The sequence below is a fragment of the Acidovorax sp. K2F genome (assembly GCF_025246485.1).
Classification (GTDB): domain Bacteria; phylum Pseudomonadota; class Gammaproteobacteria; order Burkholderiales; family Burkholderiaceae_C; genus Acidovorax; species Acidovorax delafieldii.
This window is the reverse complement of the sequence record NZ_JAOBSQ010000032.1, coordinates 121,001-141,859: the sequence shown is the minus strand read 5'-3', so window position 1 is coordinate 141,859 and position 20,859 is coordinate 121,001. Positions and strand designations below refer to the sequence as shown.

At 63.9% G+C, this 20,859-nt stretch carries 15 protein-coding genes; 8 read left to right on the top strand and 7 right to left on the bottom strand.

The features are described 5' to 3' along the window. Nucleotides 1-122: 122 nt before the first annotated feature. Nucleotides 123-1,073, top strand: a complete 951-nt coding sequence (locus N4G42_RS11300; protein ID WP_260667217.1) for a DMT family transporter — start codon at nt 123-125, stop codon at nt 1,071-1,073. Nucleotides 1,074-1,109: 36 nt separating this feature from the next. Here the strand turns inward: N4G42_RS11300 and N4G42_RS11295 are convergent, their stop codons facing one another. Then, nucleotides 1,110-2,186, bottom strand: a complete 1,077-nt coding sequence (locus tag N4G42_RS11295) for a LacI family DNA-binding transcriptional regulator (RefSeq protein WP_260667216.1) — start codon at nt 2,184-2,186, stop codon at nt 1,110-1,112. Nucleotides 2,187-2,462: 276 nt separating this feature from the next. On the opposite strand from N4G42_RS11295, the gene N4G42_RS11290 reads away from it, so the two are divergent. The 7 genes from N4G42_RS11290 (at nt 2,463) to N4G42_RS11260 (ending at nt 8,814) form a co-directional block, all read left to right on the top strand. Continuing rightward, complete coding sequence (locus N4G42_RS11290; protein ID WP_260667215.1) at nt 2,463-3,146, top strand: amino acid ABC transporter permease; 684 nt, start codon at nt 2,463-2,465, stop codon at nt 3,144-3,146. Next, a complete protein-coding gene (locus N4G42_RS11285) occupies nt 3,143-3,832 on the top strand; it encodes an amino acid ABC transporter permease (RefSeq protein WP_121506464.1) in 690 nt (229 codons plus the stop codon). Before N4G42_RS11290 ends, N4G42_RS11285 begins: the two co-directional genes overlap by 4 nt. A gap of 14 nt (nt 3,833-3,846) precedes the next feature. Then, nucleotides 3,847-4,629, top strand: a complete 783-nt coding sequence (locus N4G42_RS11280; protein WP_260667214.1) for an amino acid ABC transporter ATP-binding protein — start codon at nt 3,847-3,849, stop codon at nt 4,627-4,629. A 62-nt stretch (nt 4,630-4,691) separates the two neighbouring features. Next, the gene (locus N4G42_RS11275; protein ID WP_260667213.1) at nt 4,692-5,486 is read left to right on the top strand and encodes a transporter substrate-binding domain-containing protein; all 795 of its coding nucleotides are present in this window, start codon (nt 4,692-4,694) and stop codon (nt 5,484-5,486) included. Between the two features lie 92 nt (nt 5,487-5,578). Next, on the top strand, nt 5,579-6,121 hold the full coding sequence (locus tag N4G42_RS11270) for a VOC family protein (protein WP_260667212.1): 543 nt from the start codon (nt 5,579-5,581) through the stop codon (nt 6,119-6,121). Between the two features lie 74 nt (nt 6,122-6,195). Next, complete coding sequence (locus N4G42_RS11265) at nt 6,196-7,473, top strand: ribulose-bisphosphate carboxylase large subunit family protein (protein ID WP_260667211.1); 1,278 nt, start codon at nt 6,196-6,198, stop codon at nt 7,471-7,473. 3 nt (nt 7,474-7,476) lie between these two features. Further along, entirely contained in the window at nt 7,477-8,814 is a 1,338-nt protein-coding gene (locus N4G42_RS11260; RefSeq protein WP_260667210.1) for a four-carbon acid sugar kinase family protein, read from the top strand. Between the two features lie 85 nt (nt 8,815-8,899). On the opposite strand, the gene N4G42_RS11255 is transcribed toward N4G42_RS11260, so the two are convergent. The 6 genes from N4G42_RS11255 to aceE all read right to left on the bottom strand — a co-directional run bounded on the left by N4G42_RS11255 (nt 8,900) and on the right by aceE (nt 20,692). Next, nucleotides 8,900-10,321 carry an aspartate kinase gene (locus tag N4G42_RS11255; protein ID WP_260667209.1) on the bottom strand — a complete coding sequence of 474 codons (1,422 nt, stop codon included), beginning with the start codon at nt 10,319-10,321 and terminating at the stop codon, nt 8,900-8,902. A 313-nt stretch (nt 10,322-10,634) separates the two neighbouring features. Continuing rightward, nucleotides 10,635-13,013, bottom strand: a complete 2,379-nt coding sequence (locus N4G42_RS11250) for a putative bifunctional diguanylate cyclase/phosphodiesterase (RefSeq protein WP_260667208.1) — start codon at nt 13,011-13,013, stop codon at nt 10,635-10,637. A 56-nt stretch (nt 13,014-13,069) separates the two neighbouring features. Next, entirely contained in the window at nt 13,070-14,026 is a 957-nt protein-coding gene (locus tag N4G42_RS11245; RefSeq protein WP_260667207.1) for a substrate-binding domain-containing protein, read from the bottom strand. Between the two features lie 385 nt (nt 14,027-14,411). Then, nucleotides 14,412-16,262, bottom strand: coding sequence for a dihydrolipoyl dehydrogenase (lpdA, locus tag N4G42_RS11240; protein ID WP_260667205.1), 1,851 nt, complete (start codon nt 16,260-16,262; stop codon nt 14,412-14,414). 19 nt (nt 16,263-16,281) lie between these two features. After that, complete coding sequence (aceF, locus tag N4G42_RS11235) at nt 16,282-17,964, bottom strand: dihydrolipoyllysine-residue acetyltransferase (protein WP_260667204.1); 1,683 nt, start codon at nt 17,962-17,964, stop codon at nt 16,282-16,284. A 19-nt stretch (nt 17,965-17,983) separates the two neighbouring features. Next, entirely contained in the window at nt 17,984-20,692 is a 2,709-nt protein-coding gene (gene aceE, locus N4G42_RS11230) for a pyruvate dehydrogenase (acetyl-transferring), homodimeric type (RefSeq protein ID WP_056744702.1), read from the bottom strand. Nucleotides 20,693-20,859: the final 167 nt, after the last annotated feature.

The window sequence follows — 20,859 nt, the reverse complement described above, 5'->3', positions numbered from 1 at the left end:
TGCCTGCCGTGCCTACAAGGCACCATCGCCGCATCCTTTCATATTGCGACTGCCCCATGTGCACTGCGTTCGCTGTTTTCGCATGGTCTGGCAGTTTCTACGCAACCCCCCCACCATCCCCCATGCCCTGGAAATACTGGTCCGCCGAACGCCTTGGCCTCCTCCTTGCCATCCTGGCAGCGCTGGGCTTCTCGTTCAAAGCCATCTTCGTGAAACTGGCCTACGCGGTGCCCCAGGCCACGCCCGTGGATTCCGTCACCCTGCTGTGCCTGCGCATGGCGTTTTCCGTGCCGGTGTTTGCCTGGGTCGGCTGGCGCGCCAGCCGCGACCTGGCCCCACTCACCCGGCGCGACTGGCTGCTCGTGATTGCGCTGGGCCTGCTGGGCTACTACGGCGCGAGCATCCTTGACTTCATCGGCCTGCAGTACATCACCGCCAGCCTGGAGCGGCTGATCCTGTTCACCTACCCCACACTCACGATCCTGATCGGCGTGCTCTTCATGGGCAAACGTGCCTCCCGCCGGGAGCTGGGCGCGCTGTTGCTGTCCTACGCGGGCATCGGCTTGGCCTTCGCGCACGACCTGCACATTGCGGGCGACACGCGCGCCGTGCTCATCGGTGCGGGCTTTGTGTTTGGCTCGGCGGTGTCCTATGCGTTCTACCAGGCAGGCAGCGAGCCCGCCATCCGCAGGCTGGGCGCTGCACGCTTCACCGCCCTGGCCATGCTGGTCTCCACGGGCGCCACACTGCTGCATTTCGTGGTGTCGCAACCCGTGGCCTCCTTGGTGCAGCCCGCCCCGGTCTACCTGCACGCCTTGGGCATGGCCATCTTCTCCACGGTGCTGCCCGTGTTCATGACGTCAGCCGCCATCCGACGCATCGGCGCATCCAAAACCGCGCTCGTGGGCACGCTGGGCCCGGTGCTCACGATCTTTTTTGGGGTGTGGCTGCTGGGCGAGCCGTTGACTTTGTGGCAGATGGGCGGCGCGGCGATGGTACTCGCGGGTGTGATGCTGGTCGGGCGCCGCAGCGCGCCTGCACACTTGCCGAAGGCTGCAAAGCCGGCGGTATAGGCGCATCCCGAGCAGGACTGGCTCTGCCTTACGGGCTTAGGGCAGGTTTTCCCGAAAGATGACTTGGCTGCGTGTGGCCTCCACCCCACTCGTCGGCTCCCGCCCATCCCGCAAGTTGGCAAAAATCCGCACGCAGTTCATCACCGCGCCCTGCGGGTTCTGCGTGATGACCGCATCCATCGTCCCGTCGATCAGCAGCGCCCGCGTATCCGGCGTGAGCCCATGGCCGATGAACACGATCTTGCGGTCTGCCCCCGCCTCTTTCAGGGCCCGGCCGATGCCTTCGGCCCCGCCGCCGATGTTGTAGATGCCAGCTAAATCGTCGTGCTGCTCCAGCAGCGCGCGGGCCTGGCGGTAGTTGCGTTCGGCGTCGTCTTGCCCTTCGCGCACGCCCACGACCTGCACCAAGGGGAACTGTTCTTCGAACAGGTGCAAAAAACCCGCCTCGCGCTCTTCGTGGGCGCGGTAGCGCAGTGATCCAACAATCATCGCCACATGCGCCTTGCGGCTGTGGGCCAGGGGGCCCATGAAGCGGGCGATGAGGTAGGCGGCGGTGCGGCCCGCGGCGCGGTTGTCCAGGCCCACATAGGCCACGCGGCGCGAGTTGGATAAATCGGAGATGAGCGTGACGGTGGGCACGCCCTGCTCTGCCAGCTGGGCCACGGCCTCGCGCACCACCGGGTGCTCCAGCGCCATGAAGGCGATGCCGTCGCAGCGCTTGCCGTAGTGCAGCAGCGCTTTGGCCAAAGCGTCGGGGTTGAAGCTTTCGATGTACGCCGCCTGGCAACGCACATTGAACGGGGCCCAGTGGTCTTGGGCATAGCCGATCACGTCGCCCAGCATCTGCAGAAAGCGGTTGCTGCCCTCGGGGATCAGCACCATCAGGCGCAAGGGCTGCGGCTGCAGCGCTGCATGCAGCTCGGCCTGCGGCAGGTAGCCCAGGGTGGCGGCGGCCTGCAGCACCCGCTGCGCGGTGGCGTTGCGCACGCCCGAACGCTGGTTCAGCACCCTGTCGACCGTGGCGGTGGAGACGCCAGACAGCTGGGCGATGTCGGGGATGCGCGGGCTGCGGGGACTGCCGGGATTGCTTGGGTGGGGCGGGGTTTGGGCCATGTGCAATTCAATCAAAAACCATCATCCAGCTTGCTGGTATTTGATGGATTCTGCGGATACTATCACTCGGCGTTCGATGCTCAAAGGCATCAGAAACCATCAGTACAAACCCTAGGTTGTGACGGCTGGCACGCTCGCCAGGCCGATCACGCAGGAGACAAAGACATGCCTGGTATTTCCGCTCACGTTCACGCTCGCTTGCGCCCACAAGGCAAGCCGCCAGCTTTTGGCCGCCGCGCCAGCACTCGCTGATTGACGCGCACGGCTGCCCAACCCATGACGTACGAGTTCGACTTTGCCAGCGTGCTGGCCAACTGGCCCCAGTTTCTGGAAGGGGCCTGGATGACCATCCTGCTGTCCTTCCCGGCCACGGTAATTGGTTTTGTGGGTGGCACGCTGCTGGCCATTGGGCGGCGCGGCGACACGCGCTGGCTGGCCAAGGCCTGCGGCGCATATGTAGAAGTGCTGCGCAACACGCCGCTGTTGGTGCAGGTGTTTCTGGTGTTCTTTGGCCTGGCCAGTCTGGGCTTCAAGGTGTCGGCGTTTGCTGCGGCGCTGCTGACGCTGGTGATCAACGTGGCGGCCTACACCTGCGAAATCATGCGGGCGGGCATGGATTCGATCCACAAGGGCCAGATCGAGGCGGCCGAATGCCTGGGCCTGACGCGCCGGCAGGTGTACTGGCATGTGGTGCTGCGTCCGGCGATGGAGAAGGTGTACCCCGCGCTCACCAGCCAGTTTGTGTTGCTGATGCTGGCGTCGTCCATCACCTCGCAGATCTCGGTGGAGGAACTCACCGCCGTGGCGGCGCGGGTGCAGTCCGAGACCTTCCGCCCGTTCGAGGCTTACATCCTGGTGGCGGTTGCGTATCTGGCGCTGTCGCTGCTGATGCGGCTGGGGCTGTGGGTGTTCGGGCAGATCGTGTTCACGCGCCAACGCAAATTGGGGAGCGCCAAATGATTGACGGTGGACTGAACTCGTATCACCTGCAGTACCTGCTGTTCGGCGCGCTGTGGACCATTGGCCTGTCGTTGATTGCGTTTGTGGGCGGTGGCCTGGCCGGGGGCGTGATTGCGCTGTGCCGCGTCAGCCCGATCAAGGCAGTGCGCTGGGCAACGATTGCGTGGATTCAGATCATCCAGGGCACGCCGCTGCTGGTGGTGCTGTTCCTGTGTTACTTCGGCCTGTCCATTGCGGGCTTGGAGCTGCCCGCCATCGTGGCCGCCAGCATCGCGATGATTGTTTACGTCAGCGCGTATCTGGGTGAGATCTGGCGCGGGTGCATCGAGTCGGTGCCGCGCACGCAGTGGGAGGCGGCCGAGTGCCTGGCCCTGTCGCGCACCCAGCGCATGCGCCTGGTGGTGCTGCCGCAGGCGGTGCGCATTGCCACGCCGCCCACGGTGGGCTTCATGGTGCAGATCGTCAAGAACACGTCGCTCGCGTCCATCGTGGGGTTTATCGAGCTGGTGCGTGCCGGGCAGCTCATCAACAACTCGATCTTTCAGCCTTTTACCGTGTACCTGCTGATCGCCATCGTCTACTTTGCGATGTGCTACCCGCTGTCCGTCTGGAGCCGCAAGCTGGAGCAGCGCCAGCAGTTTGGAAACACCCGTGGCACAGCCACCCCCTCTGTGACCACCGCATGAAACGAGAAGACACCATGAACCTCGCCCGAGACGCTGCCGCGCAACCCACCCAGCCAGCGGCCGCGCCTGCGCAGCCAGTCGTTGAACTAAAGGGCGTGCACAAAAGCTTTGGCAGCAACCAGGTGCTCAAGGGCGTGTCGTTTGCCATTCCCCGGGGCCAGGTCGTGGCCATCATCGGCAAGAGCGGCTCGGGCAAGAGCACGGCGCTGCGGTGTATCGACCGGCTGGAGATCATCGACAGCGGCACCATCAACGTCTGCGGCCACGCGGTGCATGACCCTGCCATCGACCTGCGCCAGCTGCGCCAGGACGTGGGCATCGTGTTCCAGAGCTACAACCTCTTTCCGCACCTGACGGTGGAGCAGAACATCACCCTGGCCCCCAAGGCCGTGAAGAACATGCCCGCAGGCAAGGCGCGCGAGATTGCCGCTCGCACGCTGCAGCAAGTGGGCCTGGCGGACAAGGCGCAGGCCTACCCCGAGCAGCTCTCAGGTGGGCAGCAGCAGCGCGTGGCCATTGCCCGGTCTTTGGCGATGGAGCCGCAGGTGATGCTGTTCGACGAGGTGACTTCTGCGCTCGACCCGCAGCTCACCGGCGAGGTGCTGCGCGTGATCGAGGCTCTGGCGCAGGGCGGTATGACCATGGTGCTGGTCACCCACGAGATGGAGTTTGCCGCCCGGGTGGCCGACACCATCATCTACATGCACGAGGGCAAGGTGTGGGAGACGGGCCCGGGCGACATGCTCAAGAACCCACAGACCGCCGAGCTGCGCGACTTTCTTTCTCATGGGCTTTGAGTTTCAGCTTCAGCCCTGCCCCTTTCGATTCCGTACTCAAAAACCACCAGGAGACAACCACCATGACCGTATCCCTCATCTTCCGCCGCACCTTGCTGGCCGTGGGCGCCGCCGCCCTGTGCATGCCCGCCATGGCCGAGCTGGCCGACATCAAGTCCGCCGGCAAGCTGCGCGTGGGCATTGACTTTGGCGCGCCGTTCTATGGGTTTGTGGACGACAAGATGAAGCCCGTGGGCTCGGACGTGGAAGCGGCCGAGTTGCTGGCCAAGGATCTGGGCCTGACGCTGGAGATCGTGAACACCACCAACTCCGCGCGCATCCCCAACCTGCTGTCCAACAAGGTGGACCTGATCATCTCGTCGCTGTCGATCACGCCCGAGCGCCAGAAGGCGGTGGACTTCTCCATCCCCTACGGCGCCATCCAGGCTGCCGTGGGCGCGCCCAAGAGCTTGAAGCTGACCAGCATTGAAGACCTGGCAGGCAAGACCGTGGCCGTGACCCGCGGTGGCCCGCAGGACAAGATCGTGACCGAGCGCGCGCCGCAGGCCAAGGTGGTGCGTTTTGACGACGAATCTGCCTCCATCACCGCCGCTGCCACGGGCCAGACCGATATCGTGGCTATCACGCCGCCGATCATCGCGGCCATCGCCAAGAAGAACCCGGCACGCGACTTCGAGACCAAGTTCATCCTGCAGTCGTACCAGCTGGGCGTGGCCATGCGCAAAGGCCAGCCCGAGCTGATGGCCGCCGTCAACGGCTGGATCAAGACCAACCTGGCCAACGGCAAGCTCAACGACATCCATGTGAAGTACGCAGGCGTGCCGATCCCCAAAGAAATCATCGACGGCGCCAAGTAAGCAAATAAAGCAAGCCTGCAACCTGGGCGGCGCCTGCTGGACCCCGCCCGGCTGCGCCCTGCCCTGACGCATCACCACCAAAGGAAATTTTTATGAGCCGTCATTTCGGCGCCATCCGCCAACTTGGCTATGTGGTCCACGACATCGAAGCCGCCATGGACTACTGGAGCAAGACCCTGGGCGTGGGCCCGTGGTTCTACAACCCCAAGGTTCCGATCAAGAACTACGTTTACAAGGGCGAATCGTACGAGCCGCACAACTCGGTGGCGCTGGCCAACTCGGGCTACGTGCAGGTCGAGCTGATCCAGACGCGCAACGACGTGCCGTCGATGTACCGCGACTTTCTGCAGGCCGGGCGCACCGGGCTGCAGCATGTGGCGTACTGGACCAGCGACTACGACGCCGACCTGGCGCGTTTGACGGCCCAGGGCTTCAAGACGGTGATGAGCGGCGAAGTGGGCGAAAAAGGCCGCTTTGTCTACTTCGACACCGAGTACCACCCGGGCACGGTGATCGAGCTGTCGGAAGTGGCCGGCCCCAAGGGCCGCATGTTCGACCTGATCCGCGCGGAGTCAGAAACCTGGGACGGCACGACGGGCCCGGTGCGGCCCTTCCCAGACCTCTCCAAGATCTGATTTCAAGCCAGATAGCCCTCAGGCGCCTATTCAATATGCACCTGCAGCTATCAATAACATAGCAAAAGCCACCCATGTCCCTAGACCGCTTTGAAGCCACCTACCTGATCGAGACCCCGCTGGACCCGGCCCACGTGGCCGAGGTGCTGGCGGGCGAACAATCGTGTGGCACCTTCACCCGGGTGGAGGGCGAGACCGACGCGTTGCGCGAACGCGCCCGCGCCACGGTCGAATCGGTCGAGCTGCTGGACGTGGCGCCCGCCCCTTCGCTGCCCAACGGCTGGATGCAGCGGCGCGGCATGTTCGACACGCAGCAGACCTGGCAACGCGCCCGGCTGCGCGTGAGCTTTCCGTGCGACAACATCGGCCCCAACCTGCCCACGCTGGCCGCCACGATTTCGGGCAATCTGTACGACCTGGGCGAGGTCACCGGCCTGCGCCTGGAGTCGATGAAACTGCCCAGCGCGTACCGCGCGCAGTTCGACATGCCCCGCCACGGCATTGACGGCACGCGCGCACTGACGGGTGTGCAGGGCCGCCCGCTGATCGGCACCATCATCAAGCCCAACGTCGGTTTGTGGGCCGAAGAAACCGGCGACCTAGCCGGCCGCCTGTGCGCTGCCGGGGTGGACTTCATCAAGGACGACGAGGTCTGCGCCAACCCGGTGCACGCGCCGCTGGCCGACCGCGTCAAAGCCGTGATGCGCCGGGTTCGCGCCCACCAGGACAAGACCGGCAAGCGGGTGATGGTGGCCTTCAACATCACCGACGAGACCGACGCCATGCGCCGCCACGCCGACCTGATTGCCGCCGAAGGCGGAAGCTGCGTGATGGTCAGCCTGAACTGGTGCGGCTACTCGGCGGTGCAAACCCTGCGCCGCCACACCCCGCTGGCGCTGCACGGCCACCGCAACGGCTACGGCGCACTGTCGCGCCACCCGTTGCTGGGCTTCTCGTTCAACGCCTGGCAGACGCTGTGGCGCCTGGCCGGTGTGGACCACATGCACGTGCATGGGTTGCAAGGCAAGTTCTCGCAGACCGATGAAGAAGTGATCGAGTCGGCCCACGACACCCTGGCCCCGCTGTGCGAAGGCTTGGACGACCGCGTGCTGCCCGCGTTCTCCAATGGCCAGTGGGCCGGCACCGTGCCCGCCACGTGGGACAGCATCCAGTCCAACGACCTGCTGTTCATGTCCGGCGGCGGCATCCTAGCCCACCCGGACGGCCCCGCTGCGGGCGTGGCCAGCCTGCAGCAGGCCTGGGACGCAGTGCAAAAGGGCGAGACCCTGGCCCAGCGCGCCAACCACGCCTCCGAGCTGCGCCGTGCGATCGAATTCTTCGGCAAGAAATAAACGATGACGAAGAGTGCCCCTCAGTACGGCTGGTACGGCGACGACTTCACCGGCGCCACCGACACCCTGGCCGTGCTGGCCCAGGCCGGCCTGCGCTCGATGCTGTTCATGGGCGTGCCCAGCGCCGAGGCCCTGGCCGCTGCCGGGCCGCTCGATGCGGTGGGCATCGCGGGCGCTGCGCGCGCCATGCCGCCAGAGGCCATGCAGGCCGAGATGTCGGCTGTAGGCCGCTTCTTTGAAAAGTTGGCACCGCCAGTGCTGCACTACAAGGTGTGCTCCACCTTCGACAGCGCCCCACATGTCGGCAACATTGCTTGCGGCATTCAGACCCTGCACCCGTTTGTGAGCAACCGCTGGGTGCCCATCGTGGGCGGGCAGCCCAGCCTGGGGCGCTACTGCGCGTTCAGCAACCTGTTCGCTGCTGCGGGCACGGGCGGCGCCGTGCACCGCATCGACCGGCACCCCACCATGCGCCAGCACCCGGTCACGCCCATGGGTGAGGCCGATCTCCGGCTCCATCTGGCGCGCCAGGGGCTCGATGGCATTACCGCCCTGCACTACCCGCTGTACGACGCCACCACCACCGACGTCCTGGACGCCGCCCTGCAGGCCCTGCTGGCGCATGGCGCAGCGTCCCACGCCATGGCCCCCACCTTGCTGGACCTGACCACGCCCGGCCAGTTGGCCACCGTGGGCCGCCTGCTGTGGCAGCAGTCCCAACAGGCCCGTTTGCTGGCCGTGGGCTCCAGCGCCGTGGCCCAGGCGCTGGTCGCCCACTGGGGCAAGCCGGCGTCCACGGCCGCTGCACCGCTGGCGCCCACCGACGGGCCGGTGTTGGCCTGGGCGGGCAGCTTGTCCCCCCTGACCGCCGCGCAGGTGCAGGCCGCCACCGCATACCACCGCATCGCAGTGGACGCCCAACGGCTGTGCAGCGACACGGCCTACGCGCAGGCTCTGCAGGACAACCTCTGCGCGGGGCTGCACAGCGGGCAGAACGTGCTGGCCTTCACCGGCCCCACGGACGGCGCGCCGCTGGCCGCTGCGGCCTCGTCCACCGACATTGCCCAGGCCAGCGCCGATCTGATCGCCCGCGTGGTGCAAGCCCGCGCAGAACGCGGCGCGCCACTGCGCCGCATCGGCATCGCCGGAGGTGATACGTCAAGCCACGCAGTCCAGGCGCTGCAGTTGTGGGGGCTGTCGTACAAGACCACGGTCTGCCCAGGGGTCACGCTGAGCCGCGCACACAGTTCAGAACCGTCGCGCCAAGGGCTCGAGTTGATGCTCAAGGGCGGGCAGATGGGAGGAGCGGATCTGTTCGAAAGGCTGCTCGGCACCGCCTGACGGAGACATCCAGGCGATAAAAAGCCCGCGCATGGCGGGCTCCTTATGGAAAGGCTTAGCGGCAGGCATGCCTGCCGCTATTCCTTCAAACGCGTGGAACCGGAGTTCCTGAGTTCACGCACAGCGCAAGGTTCAGCGCCTTGATGGCCGTCTTGTAGTCTTCACGCTCGATCACGAACTGCATGTTCACCTGCCGCAGGGTCTGGGACACGCAGTTGACGTTGACCCGCGCATCGGCCAGCGCCTGCGCGGCCTTGGCCAGCACGCCAGGGATGCCGATGTTGGAGCCGATGGTGCACACAATCGCGCTGGGCTTGATCGTCACGACCTGGTAGCCCTCCTGCAGCTCGGCCACCAGCTCGGGCGTGACCTGGTTGTCCCACACCAGATGGGCGATGGAGTTGGCGTTGGTGGCCTTCAGGATGTAGCTCACATCGTGCTTGCAGAACACGTTCATCAAGCCCGCATCAAAGCCCACCGTGCCCACCATGCTGGGGTCGTGGATCTCGATCAGCGTGACCTTGTCAGTGCCGGTGACGATCTCCACACGCGCGCGCTCACCCACGAAGTCCTTGGTGATGAGCGTGCCGGGGTGGTCGGGCTCAAACGTGTTCTTCAGGCGGATGGGGATGCCCGCCAGTTCCATGGGCTTGGCGGCCTTGGGGTGGATGGCTTCCATGCCCACATCGGCCAGCTGGTCGGCCACGTCGTAGTTGGTGGCGCCCACGACGATGGCGTTTTCCAGGCCCACGAGGTTGGGGTCAGCAGAAGACAGGTGGAATTCCTTGTGGATCACGGCCTCTGCGGGGCGCACTTCCACGGCGATCTTGCTGAAAGTGACTTCGGAGTAGCCCCGGTCAAACTCGCGCATGATGCCTTCGGTGCCCTTGGTGTAGCCGGTGGCCACCACCACCTTGTCGCTCAGGTCGATGCCTTTAAAGCTGTTGGCAATGCGCTCGTCAATCGTCCAGGCTTCGTTGTCGTCAAAACCGGCCAGGTCCATCAGCATGGCATTCACGCCATTGGCCTTGAGGATTTCGACCGAGTTGAACGCGCTGTGCGACTCGCCAATCGAGGCCAGCACTTCGCGCGCCGCGAGCAACACATCCTTGCGGCTGAGATAGCCGCTGGCCAGCACGTGCTGCATGGCGTTCAGATATTCACGCGCCTGGCCAATGCGCTGGTCAATAAAGGCATCGGCCACATCCAGCGGCAGGCCCAGGTCGGCGTAGCCGGCGTTCAGTTTTTTGAGGCTGACCGCCAGTTGGGTCAACGCATCTTGGTAACCCTTGCCTTCGGCAAACAGGGCATAGATTCCGCGCTCGCCCGTCTTCTTGTGCTCCAGCAGCTGGTTCGTCACGCCCGAATAGGCAGACACCACGTAGATCCGGCCGTTAATGCGCTTGGGGTCGTGCAGCACGATGTGGCGCAGCACATCGCCAAAGGCGGTCATGGAAGTGCCGCCGATCTTCTCGACAGAGATCTTGGAGTTTTGAACGTCTTGCATGGACAGGCTCAGGGGAGCAAAAAGGTTGGAAAGCTGAACGAATGCTCTGCCAAGGGGCTCAACGGCAGGAAACCCTCTATTTTCCACGACTTTTGTTAGGGCAGCTTGGGGCAAGCCCGACAGACGGGTGCAAGGCACGTACCGTGGCAAAAGAAGCCCTCATTGCGATCTGTGATCGCAGTTGAAGGACCAGGCGAATTGCCCGGCACGCTGACTCCATCACGAAGGGCCCGCAAAACTCAGCGCAGCAGCCCTGGGCCGGCGGCAATTCTCGGCGTCTGTATGAGACGAACTTCTGGTTTGCAACACTTGATCAAGGTCGCGAAGCATCTGCTGTTGAGCGGGGGGCGCTGGAATCGCAAGCTGCGTCTCCAGTCCTGCAGACGGAAGGGTCGTGCATGGCTTCAAAATCCGCAATCGGTACTGGGGGCGCCATTAAATACCCCTGGTAGGCATGGCAGCCGCAGTTGGCCAGAAAGGCCCTCTGAGCCTCCTGTTCCACGCCCTCGGCAATGACGCGCAGACCCAGGCTTTCCGCCAGGGCGATCACCATGCGGGCGATGGCTGCGTCGTTCGGGTCGACCAGGATGTCTTTGATGAAGCCCTGGTCGATTTTGAGCTGGTCCAGCGGCAGGCGCTTCAAGTAGGTCAGCGACGAGTAGCCGGTGCCAAAGTCGTCGAGCGAAAAGCCCACGCCGTGGGCCTTCAGCGCGTCCATCTTGATGATGGTGTTCTCTACTTCGACGACGAGGACGCTCTCGGTCAACTCCATCTTGAGCCTGTGTGGCGGGGCGCCGGTGTCGCGCAGAAGCGCCAGCACCTGTGGCACGAAGTCGTCCTGCTGCATTTGCTTGGCACTGACGTTCACCGCGATGCAGAGTCCCGCCGTTTCCGGGCGCAAGGCCCATCGCGCCAGCTGGGCGCAGGCCGTATGTATCACCCAGTAGCCCAGCGGCACGATCAAGCCGGTTTCCTCGGCCAGAGGAATGAAGTACGACGGACTCACCATGCCGCGCTGTGGGTGCCGCCAGCGCAGCAACACCTCGGCTCCAGTGATCTGGCTCTGGCCCTCTACCTGGGGTTGGTAATGCAGCGCAAACTGCTGCTGCCGCAAGGCTTCGCGCAGATCGGACTCCAGCACCGCGCGCTCACTGACCGCAGCCTGCATTGCCGTATCGAAAAACCGCAAGGTGTTGCGCCCTGCTGTCTTGGCCTGGTACATCGCCAGATCAGCCTGCTTGAGCAGTTCGTCGATGGAGTCACGCGGCCCGTCAAACAGTGCCACGCCAATGCTGGGGGTGCTGCGCACATCGTACCCTGCCAAGGAGTAAGACAGATTCAGCGCCGAAAAGATCTTCTCGCCCACGACCCGGCAGTGGGCGGCCACCTCCTCCGGGTTCTCGCCCAGGTCTTCCAGGATCACCACAAACTCGTCACCGCCCAAGCGGGCCACGGTATCGCCCTCGCGCACACAGGTCACCAGGCGGCTCGCTACCTGCTGCAGCAGCAGATCGCCTTTGTCATGGCCCAGGGTGTCGTTCAGGGTTTTGAAGTGGTCCAGATCAATGAACAGCAAGGCGCCGCACTTGGCGCTGCGGGAGCTTGCGACCAGGGCCTGTTTGAGCCTGTCCATCAGCAGGCGGCGGTTCGGCAACCGGGTCAGCGGGTCGTAGAAAGCCAGGCTGTTGATCTCATCTTCGGCCGCCTTGCGCGCAGTGAAGTCTTCGATCACCCAGATGCTGCCGGCCTGCGGCAACCGAGGATCCAGGGTGCGCTTGCGAACCTGTGCCCAGAAGTGCGTGCCGTCCTGCCGCTGCAAAAACCGCAATTCCTCGTCCAACCGGGTGTCGGGCAGCGGTCCGTTTGCCGGATAGAGTGCGCTGGCCGGCAAACCCGCCATGGTGCCGTGGCCATAGCCAAAAATCTGCTCGGCATGGCGGTTCGCGATGTGCAGTTTGCCGTCGCGCACGAACAGCACGCCCACCTGCACATTGCTCAAGATGACCTGCTGCTCGGCGAACGAGGTTTTAAGGTCGCTGCGCATACGGTCCATCTGATGGGCCAGGTGGCCGATTTCGTCCTGCCGCTCCCAGCCTATGGACTGCTCAAAATCGCCACCGGCCAGCCGGTTCGAAAACAGCGTCAACCTGTGCAACGGCCGCAGCACGCGCAAGTGCAGCGCCACCAGAATACAGCCCAGAGACAGCACAAACTGACCCAGCAAGATGAACGCATAAGCCCTGCGGTCCCGGGCAAACTCCTGCTGCTTCAGACCATCGTCGACCTCGATCTCGACAAAGCCCGCCAGCTCTTCGGTGCCATTGCCACGCATCAGCAGCGGCCGCTGCACCACTTGGGACGTCCCCAGCCTGCGCTGGGCTTGCTCCAGCACCACGATAGGCACTTTGTCGGAATCGCTCACCGTGATTCGCACCACTTGCGGATCCAGCAAGGCCGACTGCCCGATGGTGCGCACACTGACGGTGTTGTAGTTCCACACTGGTACCGCCAGGCTGTTGGACAGCTGCAGAGCCCTTTCGTCCAGGTAGGCAGACAGCTCCTTATTGATCTGCTCCTGGCGTAGGTAGCTGAGGGTCATGATGCCAATCAGGGCGGGCACGAACAGGCCGGCCGCCATGGCAACCACCATGCCGACGCTCAGGCTGCTCAGCCGGTCACCCAGCTTGGACATGGACTTTCTCGGTCTTTGCAATGAGCAGGGAACGGTGAACCCATGGGCCATGGGTGTCAACACCGGCTGCACATCAGCTTCTGGATTTCGGGGGTCTTGTAGTTGGCGCGCGTCACCAGGGTGATGTCGGTAAAAATGGTTCGGGTTTGGATCGCCTGGTTGCGGGCCGCTGCAGCGGCAGCCTGTATGCCCTTGTAGCCCATCTGGGTGGGGTTTTGAATCACCAGTCCATGGATCTCCTGCTGCTCCAGGCCTGTGAGCAGAAAGTCGGTGGAGTCAAAGCCGATAAAACGCAGCTTGCCGGCCAGGCCTTTGTCGCGCAACGCGCGCAGCATGCCGTCGGTGGACGATTCGTTGACCGCAAACACGCCGTCGATGCCCGGATGCGCCGCCAGCAGCTGGGTAGCGCTGTGCCGCGCCTTGCCAATCGAGCCGCCGCCGTAGACGTCGGCCACCAGCGTGACCTTCGGAGCCTTCTCTTTCAGGTAGTCGACAAAGCCCCGGGCTCGCTCATCGGTGGACGCGCTGCCGGCCACGGTCCGGAGCATGGCCACCTTCCCCTGGTTGTTCAGCAAGCCAGCCAGGGTCTTGGCTGCCAGTTGCCCGCCCGCGTAGTTGTCGGAGGTGACAAAGTTGAGGTGCTGGTTACCGTCCAACCCCGAATCGACCGCAATCACCTTGATGCCCAGGGCCACGGCCTTCTGCACAGACTCGACCAGGCGCGCCCTGTCGGTGGGCGCGATCAGGATTGCATCCACCCCGGGCTTGGTGTAGAGCTGGACGATCTTGATCTGGGAATCGATGTCGTCGTTGTGCTCTGGTCCGCGCCATGTGAGCTTGACGTGACCGTCTTCCTTCACCGCTTTATCGACCCCAATGCGCATCAGCTCCCAGAAAACCTGGTCGCTGGACTTGGGGATGAAGACGATGTTGACGTCCTTTTCTGCCGCCTGTGCCGTGCACAGCGCAAGCAACCAACAGCCAACCAACACGGTACGAAAGAACGAGTTCATTGGTATCCCCTTGGTGGGGCTAGCCGCACACTTGTGCCTACCAAGACGGGGCCCCAATGCGCGTCTTGTAACCAGAAGATACACGATTCAAAGCGGAGCACCGCAAGAACATACCCTTGCCTGCAAAATCCCGGAGAAACACTGAAGGGCCATCCTCAACGCCCTGTTTTGATAGCACCTCACCATTTATCTATAAGCGCTGGAGGCCGATTTCGTCGATAAAAAAGTGGGGGATGGAAGGCCGCTTCTGCGCATGCTTGGGCGTCTCGGTATCGACGACGATGGCCACCGCCATATCGGCGGCCGATCATTGATCTGGCGCGCCAAGCAAAAAGCCCGAACCGTTGCGGGTTCGGGCTTCCATGCAGGCAAGCGTTAAAGCACTTTATTTCTTCTGCGGCGGAACATCCGTGCAGCTGCCGTGCGCAATCTCCGCCGCCATGCCGATGCTTTCGCCCAGCGTGGGGTGCGGGTGGATGGTCTTGCCGATGTCCACCGCGTCGGCTCCCATCTCGATGGCCAGGGCAATCTCGCCGATCATGTCGCCCGCATGGGTGCCGACCATGCCGCCGCCCAGGATCTTGCCGTGGCCATGGGCTTCGGGCGAGTCGTCGAACAGCAGCTTGGTCACGCCCTCGTCGCGGCCATTGGCGATGGCGCGGCCAGAGGCCGTCCAGGGGAACAGGCCCTTCTTGACCTTGATGCCCTGGGCCTTGGCCTGGTCTTCGGTCAGGCCGACCCAGGCCACTTCGGGGTCGGTGTAGGCAACGCTCGGGATCACGCGGGCGTTGAAGGCGGCCGCGGCCAGCTCCTTGTTGCCTTGCAGTTCACCGGCGATGACTTCAGCCGCCACGTGCGCTTCATGCACCGCCTTGTGGGCCAGCATGGGCTGACCCACGATGTCGCCGATGGCGAAGATGTGCGGCACGTTGGTGCGCATCTGGATGTCGACGTTGATGAAGCCACGGTCCGTCACGGCCACGCCAGCCTTCTCGGCAGCGATCTTCTTGCCGTTGGGCGTGCGGCCCACGGCCTGCAGTACGAGGTCGTACACCTGGGGTGCGGGGGCGGTACCGCCCTCTTCCGCTGGCGCAAACGTCACCTCAATGCCTTCGGGCGTGGCCTTGGCACCCACCGTCTTGGTCTTGAGCATGATGTTGTCAAAACGCTTGGCGTTCATCTTCTGCCAGATCTTGACGAGGTCGCGGTCGGCGCCCTGCATCAGGCCGTCCATCATCTCGACCACATCGAGGCGCGCGCCCAGCGTGCTGTACACGGTGCCCATTTCGAGGCCGATGATGCCGCCGCCCAGAATGAGCATGCGCTTGGGCACTTCCTTCAGCGCCAGGGCGCCGGTGGAGTCGACCACGCGTGGATCGTCGGGCATGAACGGCAGGCGCACTGCCTGGCTGCCGGCGGCGATGATGGCCTTCTTGAAGGCGATGACCTTCTTGGTGCCCGTCTTTTCTTGCGCGGTGCCGGTGGTTTCTTCCACTTCGAGGTGGTTGGCACCCACAAAGGCACCGTAGCCACGCACGGTGGTCACCTTGCGCATCTTGGCCATGGCGGCGAGGCCGCCGGTGAGCTTGCCGATGACTTTCTCTTTGTGGCCACGCAGCTTGTCGATGTTGACGGCGGGCGCGCCAAAGTCCACGCCCAGGTCGGCCATGTGGCTGACCTCGTCCATGACGGCTGCCACGTGCAGCAGCGCCTTGGAGGGGATGCAGCCCACATTCAGGCACACGCCGCCCAGGGTGGCGTAGCGTTCGACGATGACGACCTTGAGGCCCAGGTCGGCCGCGCGGAAAGCGGCGCTGTAGCCGCCGGGGCCGCCGCCGAGCACGAGCACGTCGCAGTCCAGATCAGCGGAGCCAGCAAAGCTGGATGCTACGGGATTGATAGCTGCAGACACATTATTTACCTGCGCTACAGCCGGTTTCTGCTCTGAAACTGCAGGCGCTGGGGATGCGGCAGGCGCTGGAGCGGCTGCGCCTGCACCCTGCACTTCCAGCGTCAGCACCACCGAGCCTTCGGCGATCTTGTCGCCGAGCTTGACCTTGAGTTCCTTGACCACACCAGCGTGGCTGGACGGGATCTCCATGGAGGCCTTGTCGGACTCCACGGTGATCAGGCTTTGCTCGGCCTTGATGGTGTCGCCGGGTTTGACCAGCACTTCGATGATGGCCACTTCGGCGAAGTCGCCAATGTCGGGCACCTTGATGTCGATGATTGCCATGGTGTGTCTTGCCCTTTCGTTACATCACGATGCGACGGAAGTCCGCCAGCAGCGAGGCAAAGTACACGTTAAAGCGCGCAGCAGCGGCGCCGTCGATCACGCGGTGGTCCCAGCTCAGGCTCAGGGGCAGCATGAGGCGCGGTGCAAATTGCTTGCCGTCCCACTTGGGCTCCAGGCTGCTCTTGCACACGCCCATGATGGCGACTTCGGGAGCGTTGATGATGGGCGTGAAGTAACGCCCGCCAATGCCGCCCAGGGAGCTGATGGAGAAGCAGCCGCCGGTCATGTCGGCCGGGCCGAGCTTGCCGTCGCGCGCCTTCTTGGCCAGGTCGCCCATCTCTTGCGAGATCTGGACGATGCCCTTTTGGTCAGCGTCGCGGATGACCGGCACAACGAGACCGTTGGGCGTGTCGGCCGCAAAGCCGATGTGGAAGTAGTTCTTCATCACCAGCTGGTCGCCGTCGAGCGAGCTGTTGAACTCGGGGAACTTCTTGAGCGCGGCCACGGCGGCCTTGATCATGAAGGCGAGCATGGTGACCTTCACGCCGCTCTTCTCGTTCTCTTTGTTGAACTGCACGCGGAAGGCTTCGAGGTCGGTGATGTCCGCGTCGTCGTGGTTGGTGACGTGCGGGATGACGACCCAGTTGCGGTGCAGGTTGGCGCCGCTGATCTTCTTGATGCGCGAGAGGTCCTTGCGCTCCACCGGGCCGAACTTGGTGAAGTCCACCTTGGGCCAGGGCAGCAGGTCCAGGCCGACGCCGGAGCCGCCGGATGCCGCAGCGGGCGCCTTGGCGGCCTGGGCCTTGGTCTGCACCGCACCTGCCATCACCTGCTTGGTGAAGGCTGCCACGTCGTCCTGGGTGATGCGGCCCTTGGGGCCGGTGCCCTTGACTTCGTCGATGGGCACGCCCAATTCGCGGGCGAACTTGCGCACCGAAGGCGATGCATGGGGCAGGCCTGCCGTGGGGGTGCCGGGCTGGTGGGCAGGGACAGCCACCGAGGCGGTGGCAGCGGCGGGTGCTGCGGCTGCCACCGCAGGAGCGGCCACAGCCACTGGGGCTGGTGCCGGCGCAGCGGCCGCAACCGGTGCTGCTACAGGCGCTGCAGCAGATGCCGTACCTTCAAGCAGAGCCACCAGATCACCAATGTTGACGGTGTCGCCAATCTTGACCTTGAGTTCCTTGAGCACGCCAGCGGCGGGCGACGGGATCTCCATGGAGGCCTTGTCGGATTCGACAGTGAACAGGGACTGCTCGACCTTGATGGTGTCGCCGACCTTGACCAGCATCTCGATGACGGCCACGTCCTTGAAGTCGCCAATGTCGGGCACGCGCACTTCGACCGGGCCTGTGGCCGCAGGGGCTGCAGCAGCAGGAACTGGCGCAGGTGCCGCCACGGGGGCGGGCGCGGAAACAGCTGCGGCAGGAGCCGGTGTAGCCGCCGGAGCTGCCGCAGCGCCCGCGTCAGCGGACTCCACCACGGCAATCACCGAGCCCTGTTTGACCTTGTCGCCCAATGCAATCTTGAGTTCCTTGACCACGCCTGCGTGGCTGGATGGGATCTCCATCGATGCCTTGTCCGATTCGACCGTGATGAGCGACTGCTCGGCCTTCACGGTGTCACCCACCTTGACCAGCAACTCGATCACGCCCACTTCGTCGAAGTCCCCGATGTCCGGGACTTGAATGTTGACCAATGCCATTGTTCTGTCTCCGTTCGTTTTATGCGTAGAGCGGGTTGATCTTGTCAGCATTGATGCCGTACTTGGCGATCGCCTCGGCCACCTTGGTGGCGGGCAGCACGCCGTCTTCGCTCAGCGCCTTGAGGGCGGCCACGACGATGTAGTGGCGGTTCACCTCGAAGTGCTCGCGCAGCTTGCTGCGGAAGTCGCTGCGACCAAAACCGTCGGTGCCCAGCACCTTGTAGTTGCGGCCCTTGGGTACGAAGGGACGTATCTGCTCGGCATAGGCCTTCATGTAGTCCGTGGATGCGACCACGGGGCCCGTGCTGGTGCCCAGCTGCTGCGCCACAAACGGCACGCGCGGGGTTTCCAGCGGGTGCAGCAGGTTCCAGCGGTCCACGTCCTGGCCTTCGCGGGTGAGTTCGTTGAAGCTCGGGCAGCTCCACACATCGGCCTGCACGCCCCAGTCGGCGGCCAGCAGGGTTTGGGCGGCCAGCGACTCGCGCAGGATAGTGCCCGAACCCAGCAGTTGCACGCGCTTGTCACCCTCCGCGCCGGGCTTGCACAGGTACATGCCCTTGATGATCTGCTCTTCCGTGCCTTCCACGAGGCCCGGCATCGGGTAGTTCTCGTTGAGCAGCGTGATGTAGTAGAAGACGTTTTCCTGCTGCTCGACCATGCGCTTGAGACCACGGTGCATGATCACCGCCACTTCGTGGGCAAAGGTGGGGTCGTAGCTCACGCAGTTGGGGATGGTGTTGGCCAGGATGTGGCTGTGACCATCTTCGTGCTGCAGGCCTTCACCGTTAAGCGTGGTACGGCCCGAGGTGCCGCCCAGCAAGAAGCCACGGGCCTGCATGTCACCCGCAGCCCAGGCCAGGTCGCCAATGCGCTGGAAGCCGAACATCGAGTAGTACACGTAGAACGGCACCATGATGCGGTTGTTGGTGCTGTAGCTGGTGGCGGCAGCGATCCAGCTGGCCATGCCGCCGGCTTCGTTGATACCTTCCTGCAGGATCTGGCCAGCCTTGTCTTCCTTGTAGTACATCACCTGGTCGCGATCGACCGGGGTGTACAGCTGGCCCTTGGGGTTGTAGATGCCGATCTGGCGGAACAGGCCTTCCATGCCGAAGGTGCGGGCCTCATCCACCAGGATGGGCACCACACGCGGCCCCAGGGCCTGGTCGCGCAGCAGTTGCGTGATGAAGCGCACGTAGGCCTGGGTGGTGGAGATTTCACGGCCTTCGGCCGTGGGCTCCAGGATCGCCTTGAAGGTCTCGATGGCGGGCACGGTGAAGTGCTCGTCCGCCTTGGGACGACGCTTGGGGAGGTAGCCACCCAAGGCCTTGCGGCGCTCGTGCAGGTACTGCATCTCCGGGGTGTCATCGGCCGGTTTGTAGTACGGAATGTCAGCCAGCTGGCTGTCCGGGATCGGGATGTTGAAGCGGTCGCGGATGTACTTGATGTCCTCGTCCGACAGCTTCTTGGTCTGGTGCACGGTGTTCTTGCCTTCACCGGCCTTGCCCATGCCATAACCCTTGACGGTCTTGACCAGCAGCACGGTGGGCTGGTTCTTGTGCTCATTGGCAGCGTGGAAGGCGGCGTACACCTTGGCGGGCTCGTGGCCGCCACGGCGCAGCTCGAAAACCTCTTCGTCGGTCATGTGCTCGACGAGCTTGAGCGTCTCGGGGTACTTGCCGAAGAAGTTCTTGCGCACGAAGGCGCCGTCGTTGGCCTTCATGGCCTGGTAGTCGCCGTCCAGCGTTTCCATCATCAGCTGCTTGAGCTTGCCGGTCTTGTCGCGGGCCAGCAAGGCATCCCAGCCATTGCCCCACAGCAGCTTGATCACGTTCCAGCCCGCGCCGCGGAACTCGCCTTCGAGTTCTTGCACGATCTTGCCGTTGCCCCGCACCGGGCCGTCCAGGCGCTGCAGGTTGCAGTTGATCACGAAGACCAGGTTGTCGAGGTTTTCGCGCGCGGCCAGGCCGATGGCGCCCAGGGATTCGGGTTCGTCCATTTCACCGTCGCCGCAGAACACCCACACCTTGCGGTTCTCAGTGTTGGCAATGCCACGGGCGTGCAGGTACTTGAGGAAGCGGGCCTGATAGATGGCCATCAATGGCCCCAGGCCCATGGACACCGTAGGGAACTGCCAGAACTCGGGCATCAGCTTGGGGTGCGGGTAGCTGGACAGGCCCTTGCCGTCCACTTCCTGGCGGAAGCTGTCGAGCTGCTCTTCGCTCAGGCGGCCTTCGAGGTAAGCGCGCGCATAGATGCCGGGGGCGCTGTGGCCCTGGATGTACAGCAGGTCACCGCCGTGGTCTTCGCTGGCGGCATGCCAGAAGTGGTTGAAGCCCGCACCGAACATGCTGGCCACCGAGGCAAATGAACCAATGTGACCGCCCAGGTCGCCGCCGTCGGCAGGGTTCAGGCGGTTGGCACGCACCACCATGGCCATGGCGTTCCAGCGCATGTAGGCGCGCAGGCGCTTTTCGATGGCGATGTTGCCAGGGCAGTGCGCCTCTTTTTCCGGCTCGATGGTGTTGACGTAACCCGTGTTGGCAGAAAACGGCAGGTCGATGCTGCTCTGACGGGCGTGTTCAAGAAGTTGTTCCAACAGGAAGTGGGCGCGCTCTGGGCCCTCCTTGTCGATCACGGCGGACAGCGCGTCCATCCATTCACGGGTTTCTTGCTGGTCGGTATCGGAACCGATGCCGAAACCGGCCTGAGGGTCGGGCTGAGCTGACATGCTTTGTCTCCTGTAGGTGTGGCAGCAATTTAGTACGTTGGCTCTAGTTTCGCATATTTTTTCGTAATTTCAAATGGTGCCTATTCATTTCATATTGCAATAATTTGCTGCAGACGCACATGATGCGGAAGGCCTGAGCGCTCCCGGGGCTCCTCTACACTCCCTAC

Bases quoted from the DNA above. Each gene is read 5' to 3' on its own strand.
- N4G42_RS11250 (WP_260667208.1), bottom strand. From the start codon at position 13,013: ATGTCCAAGCTGGGTGACCGGCTGAGCAGCCTGAGCGTCGGCATGGTG.
- N4G42_RS11285 (WP_121506464.1), top strand. From the start codon at position 3,143: ATGATTGACGGTGGACTGAACTCGTATCACCTGCAGTACCTGCTGTTC.
- N4G42_RS11300 (WP_260667217.1), top strand. From the start codon at position 123: ATGCCCTGGAAATACTGGTCCGCCGAACGCCTTGGCCTCCTCCTTGCC.
- N4G42_RS11290 (WP_260667215.1), top strand. From the start codon at position 2,463: ATGACGTACGAGTTCGACTTTGCCAGCGTGCTGGCCAACTGGCCCCAG.
- N4G42_RS11295 (WP_260667216.1), bottom strand. From the start codon at position 2,186: ATGGCCCAAACCCCGCCCCACCCAAGCAATCCCGGCAGTCCCCGCAGC.
- N4G42_RS11270 (WP_260667212.1), top strand. From the start codon at position 5,579: ATGAGCCGTCATTTCGGCGCCATCCGCCAACTTGGCTATGTGGTCCAC.
- N4G42_RS11255 (WP_260667209.1), bottom strand. From the start codon at position 10,321: ATGCAAGACGTTCAAAACTCCAAGATCTCTGTCGAGAAGATCGGCGGC.
- aceF (WP_260667204.1), bottom strand. From the start codon at position 17,964: ATGGCATTGGTCAACATTCAAGTCCCGGACATCGGGGACTTCGACGAA.
- lpdA (WP_260667205.1), bottom strand. From the start codon at position 16,262: ATGGCAATCATCGACATCAAGGTGCCCGACATTGGCGACTTCGCCGAA.
- N4G42_RS11280 (WP_260667214.1), top strand. From the start codon at position 3,847: ATGAACCTCGCCCGAGACGCTGCCGCGCAACCCACCCAGCCAGCGGCC.
- N4G42_RS11265 (WP_260667211.1), top strand. From the start codon at position 6,196: ATGTCCCTAGACCGCTTTGAAGCCACCTACCTGATCGAGACCCCGCTG.
- N4G42_RS11275 (WP_260667213.1), top strand. From the start codon at position 4,692: ATGACCGTATCCCTCATCTTCCGCCGCACCTTGCTGGCCGTGGGCGCC.
- N4G42_RS11245 (WP_260667207.1), bottom strand. From the start codon at position 14,026: ATGAACTCGTTCTTTCGTACCGTGTTGGTTGGCTGTTGGTTGCTTGCG.
- N4G42_RS11260 (WP_260667210.1), top strand. From the start codon at position 7,477: ATGACGAAGAGTGCCCCTCAGTACGGCTGGTACGGCGACGACTTCACC.
- aceE (WP_056744702.1), bottom strand. From the start codon at position 20,692: ATGTCAGCTCAGCCCGACCCTCAGGCCGGTTTCGGCATCGGTTCCGAT.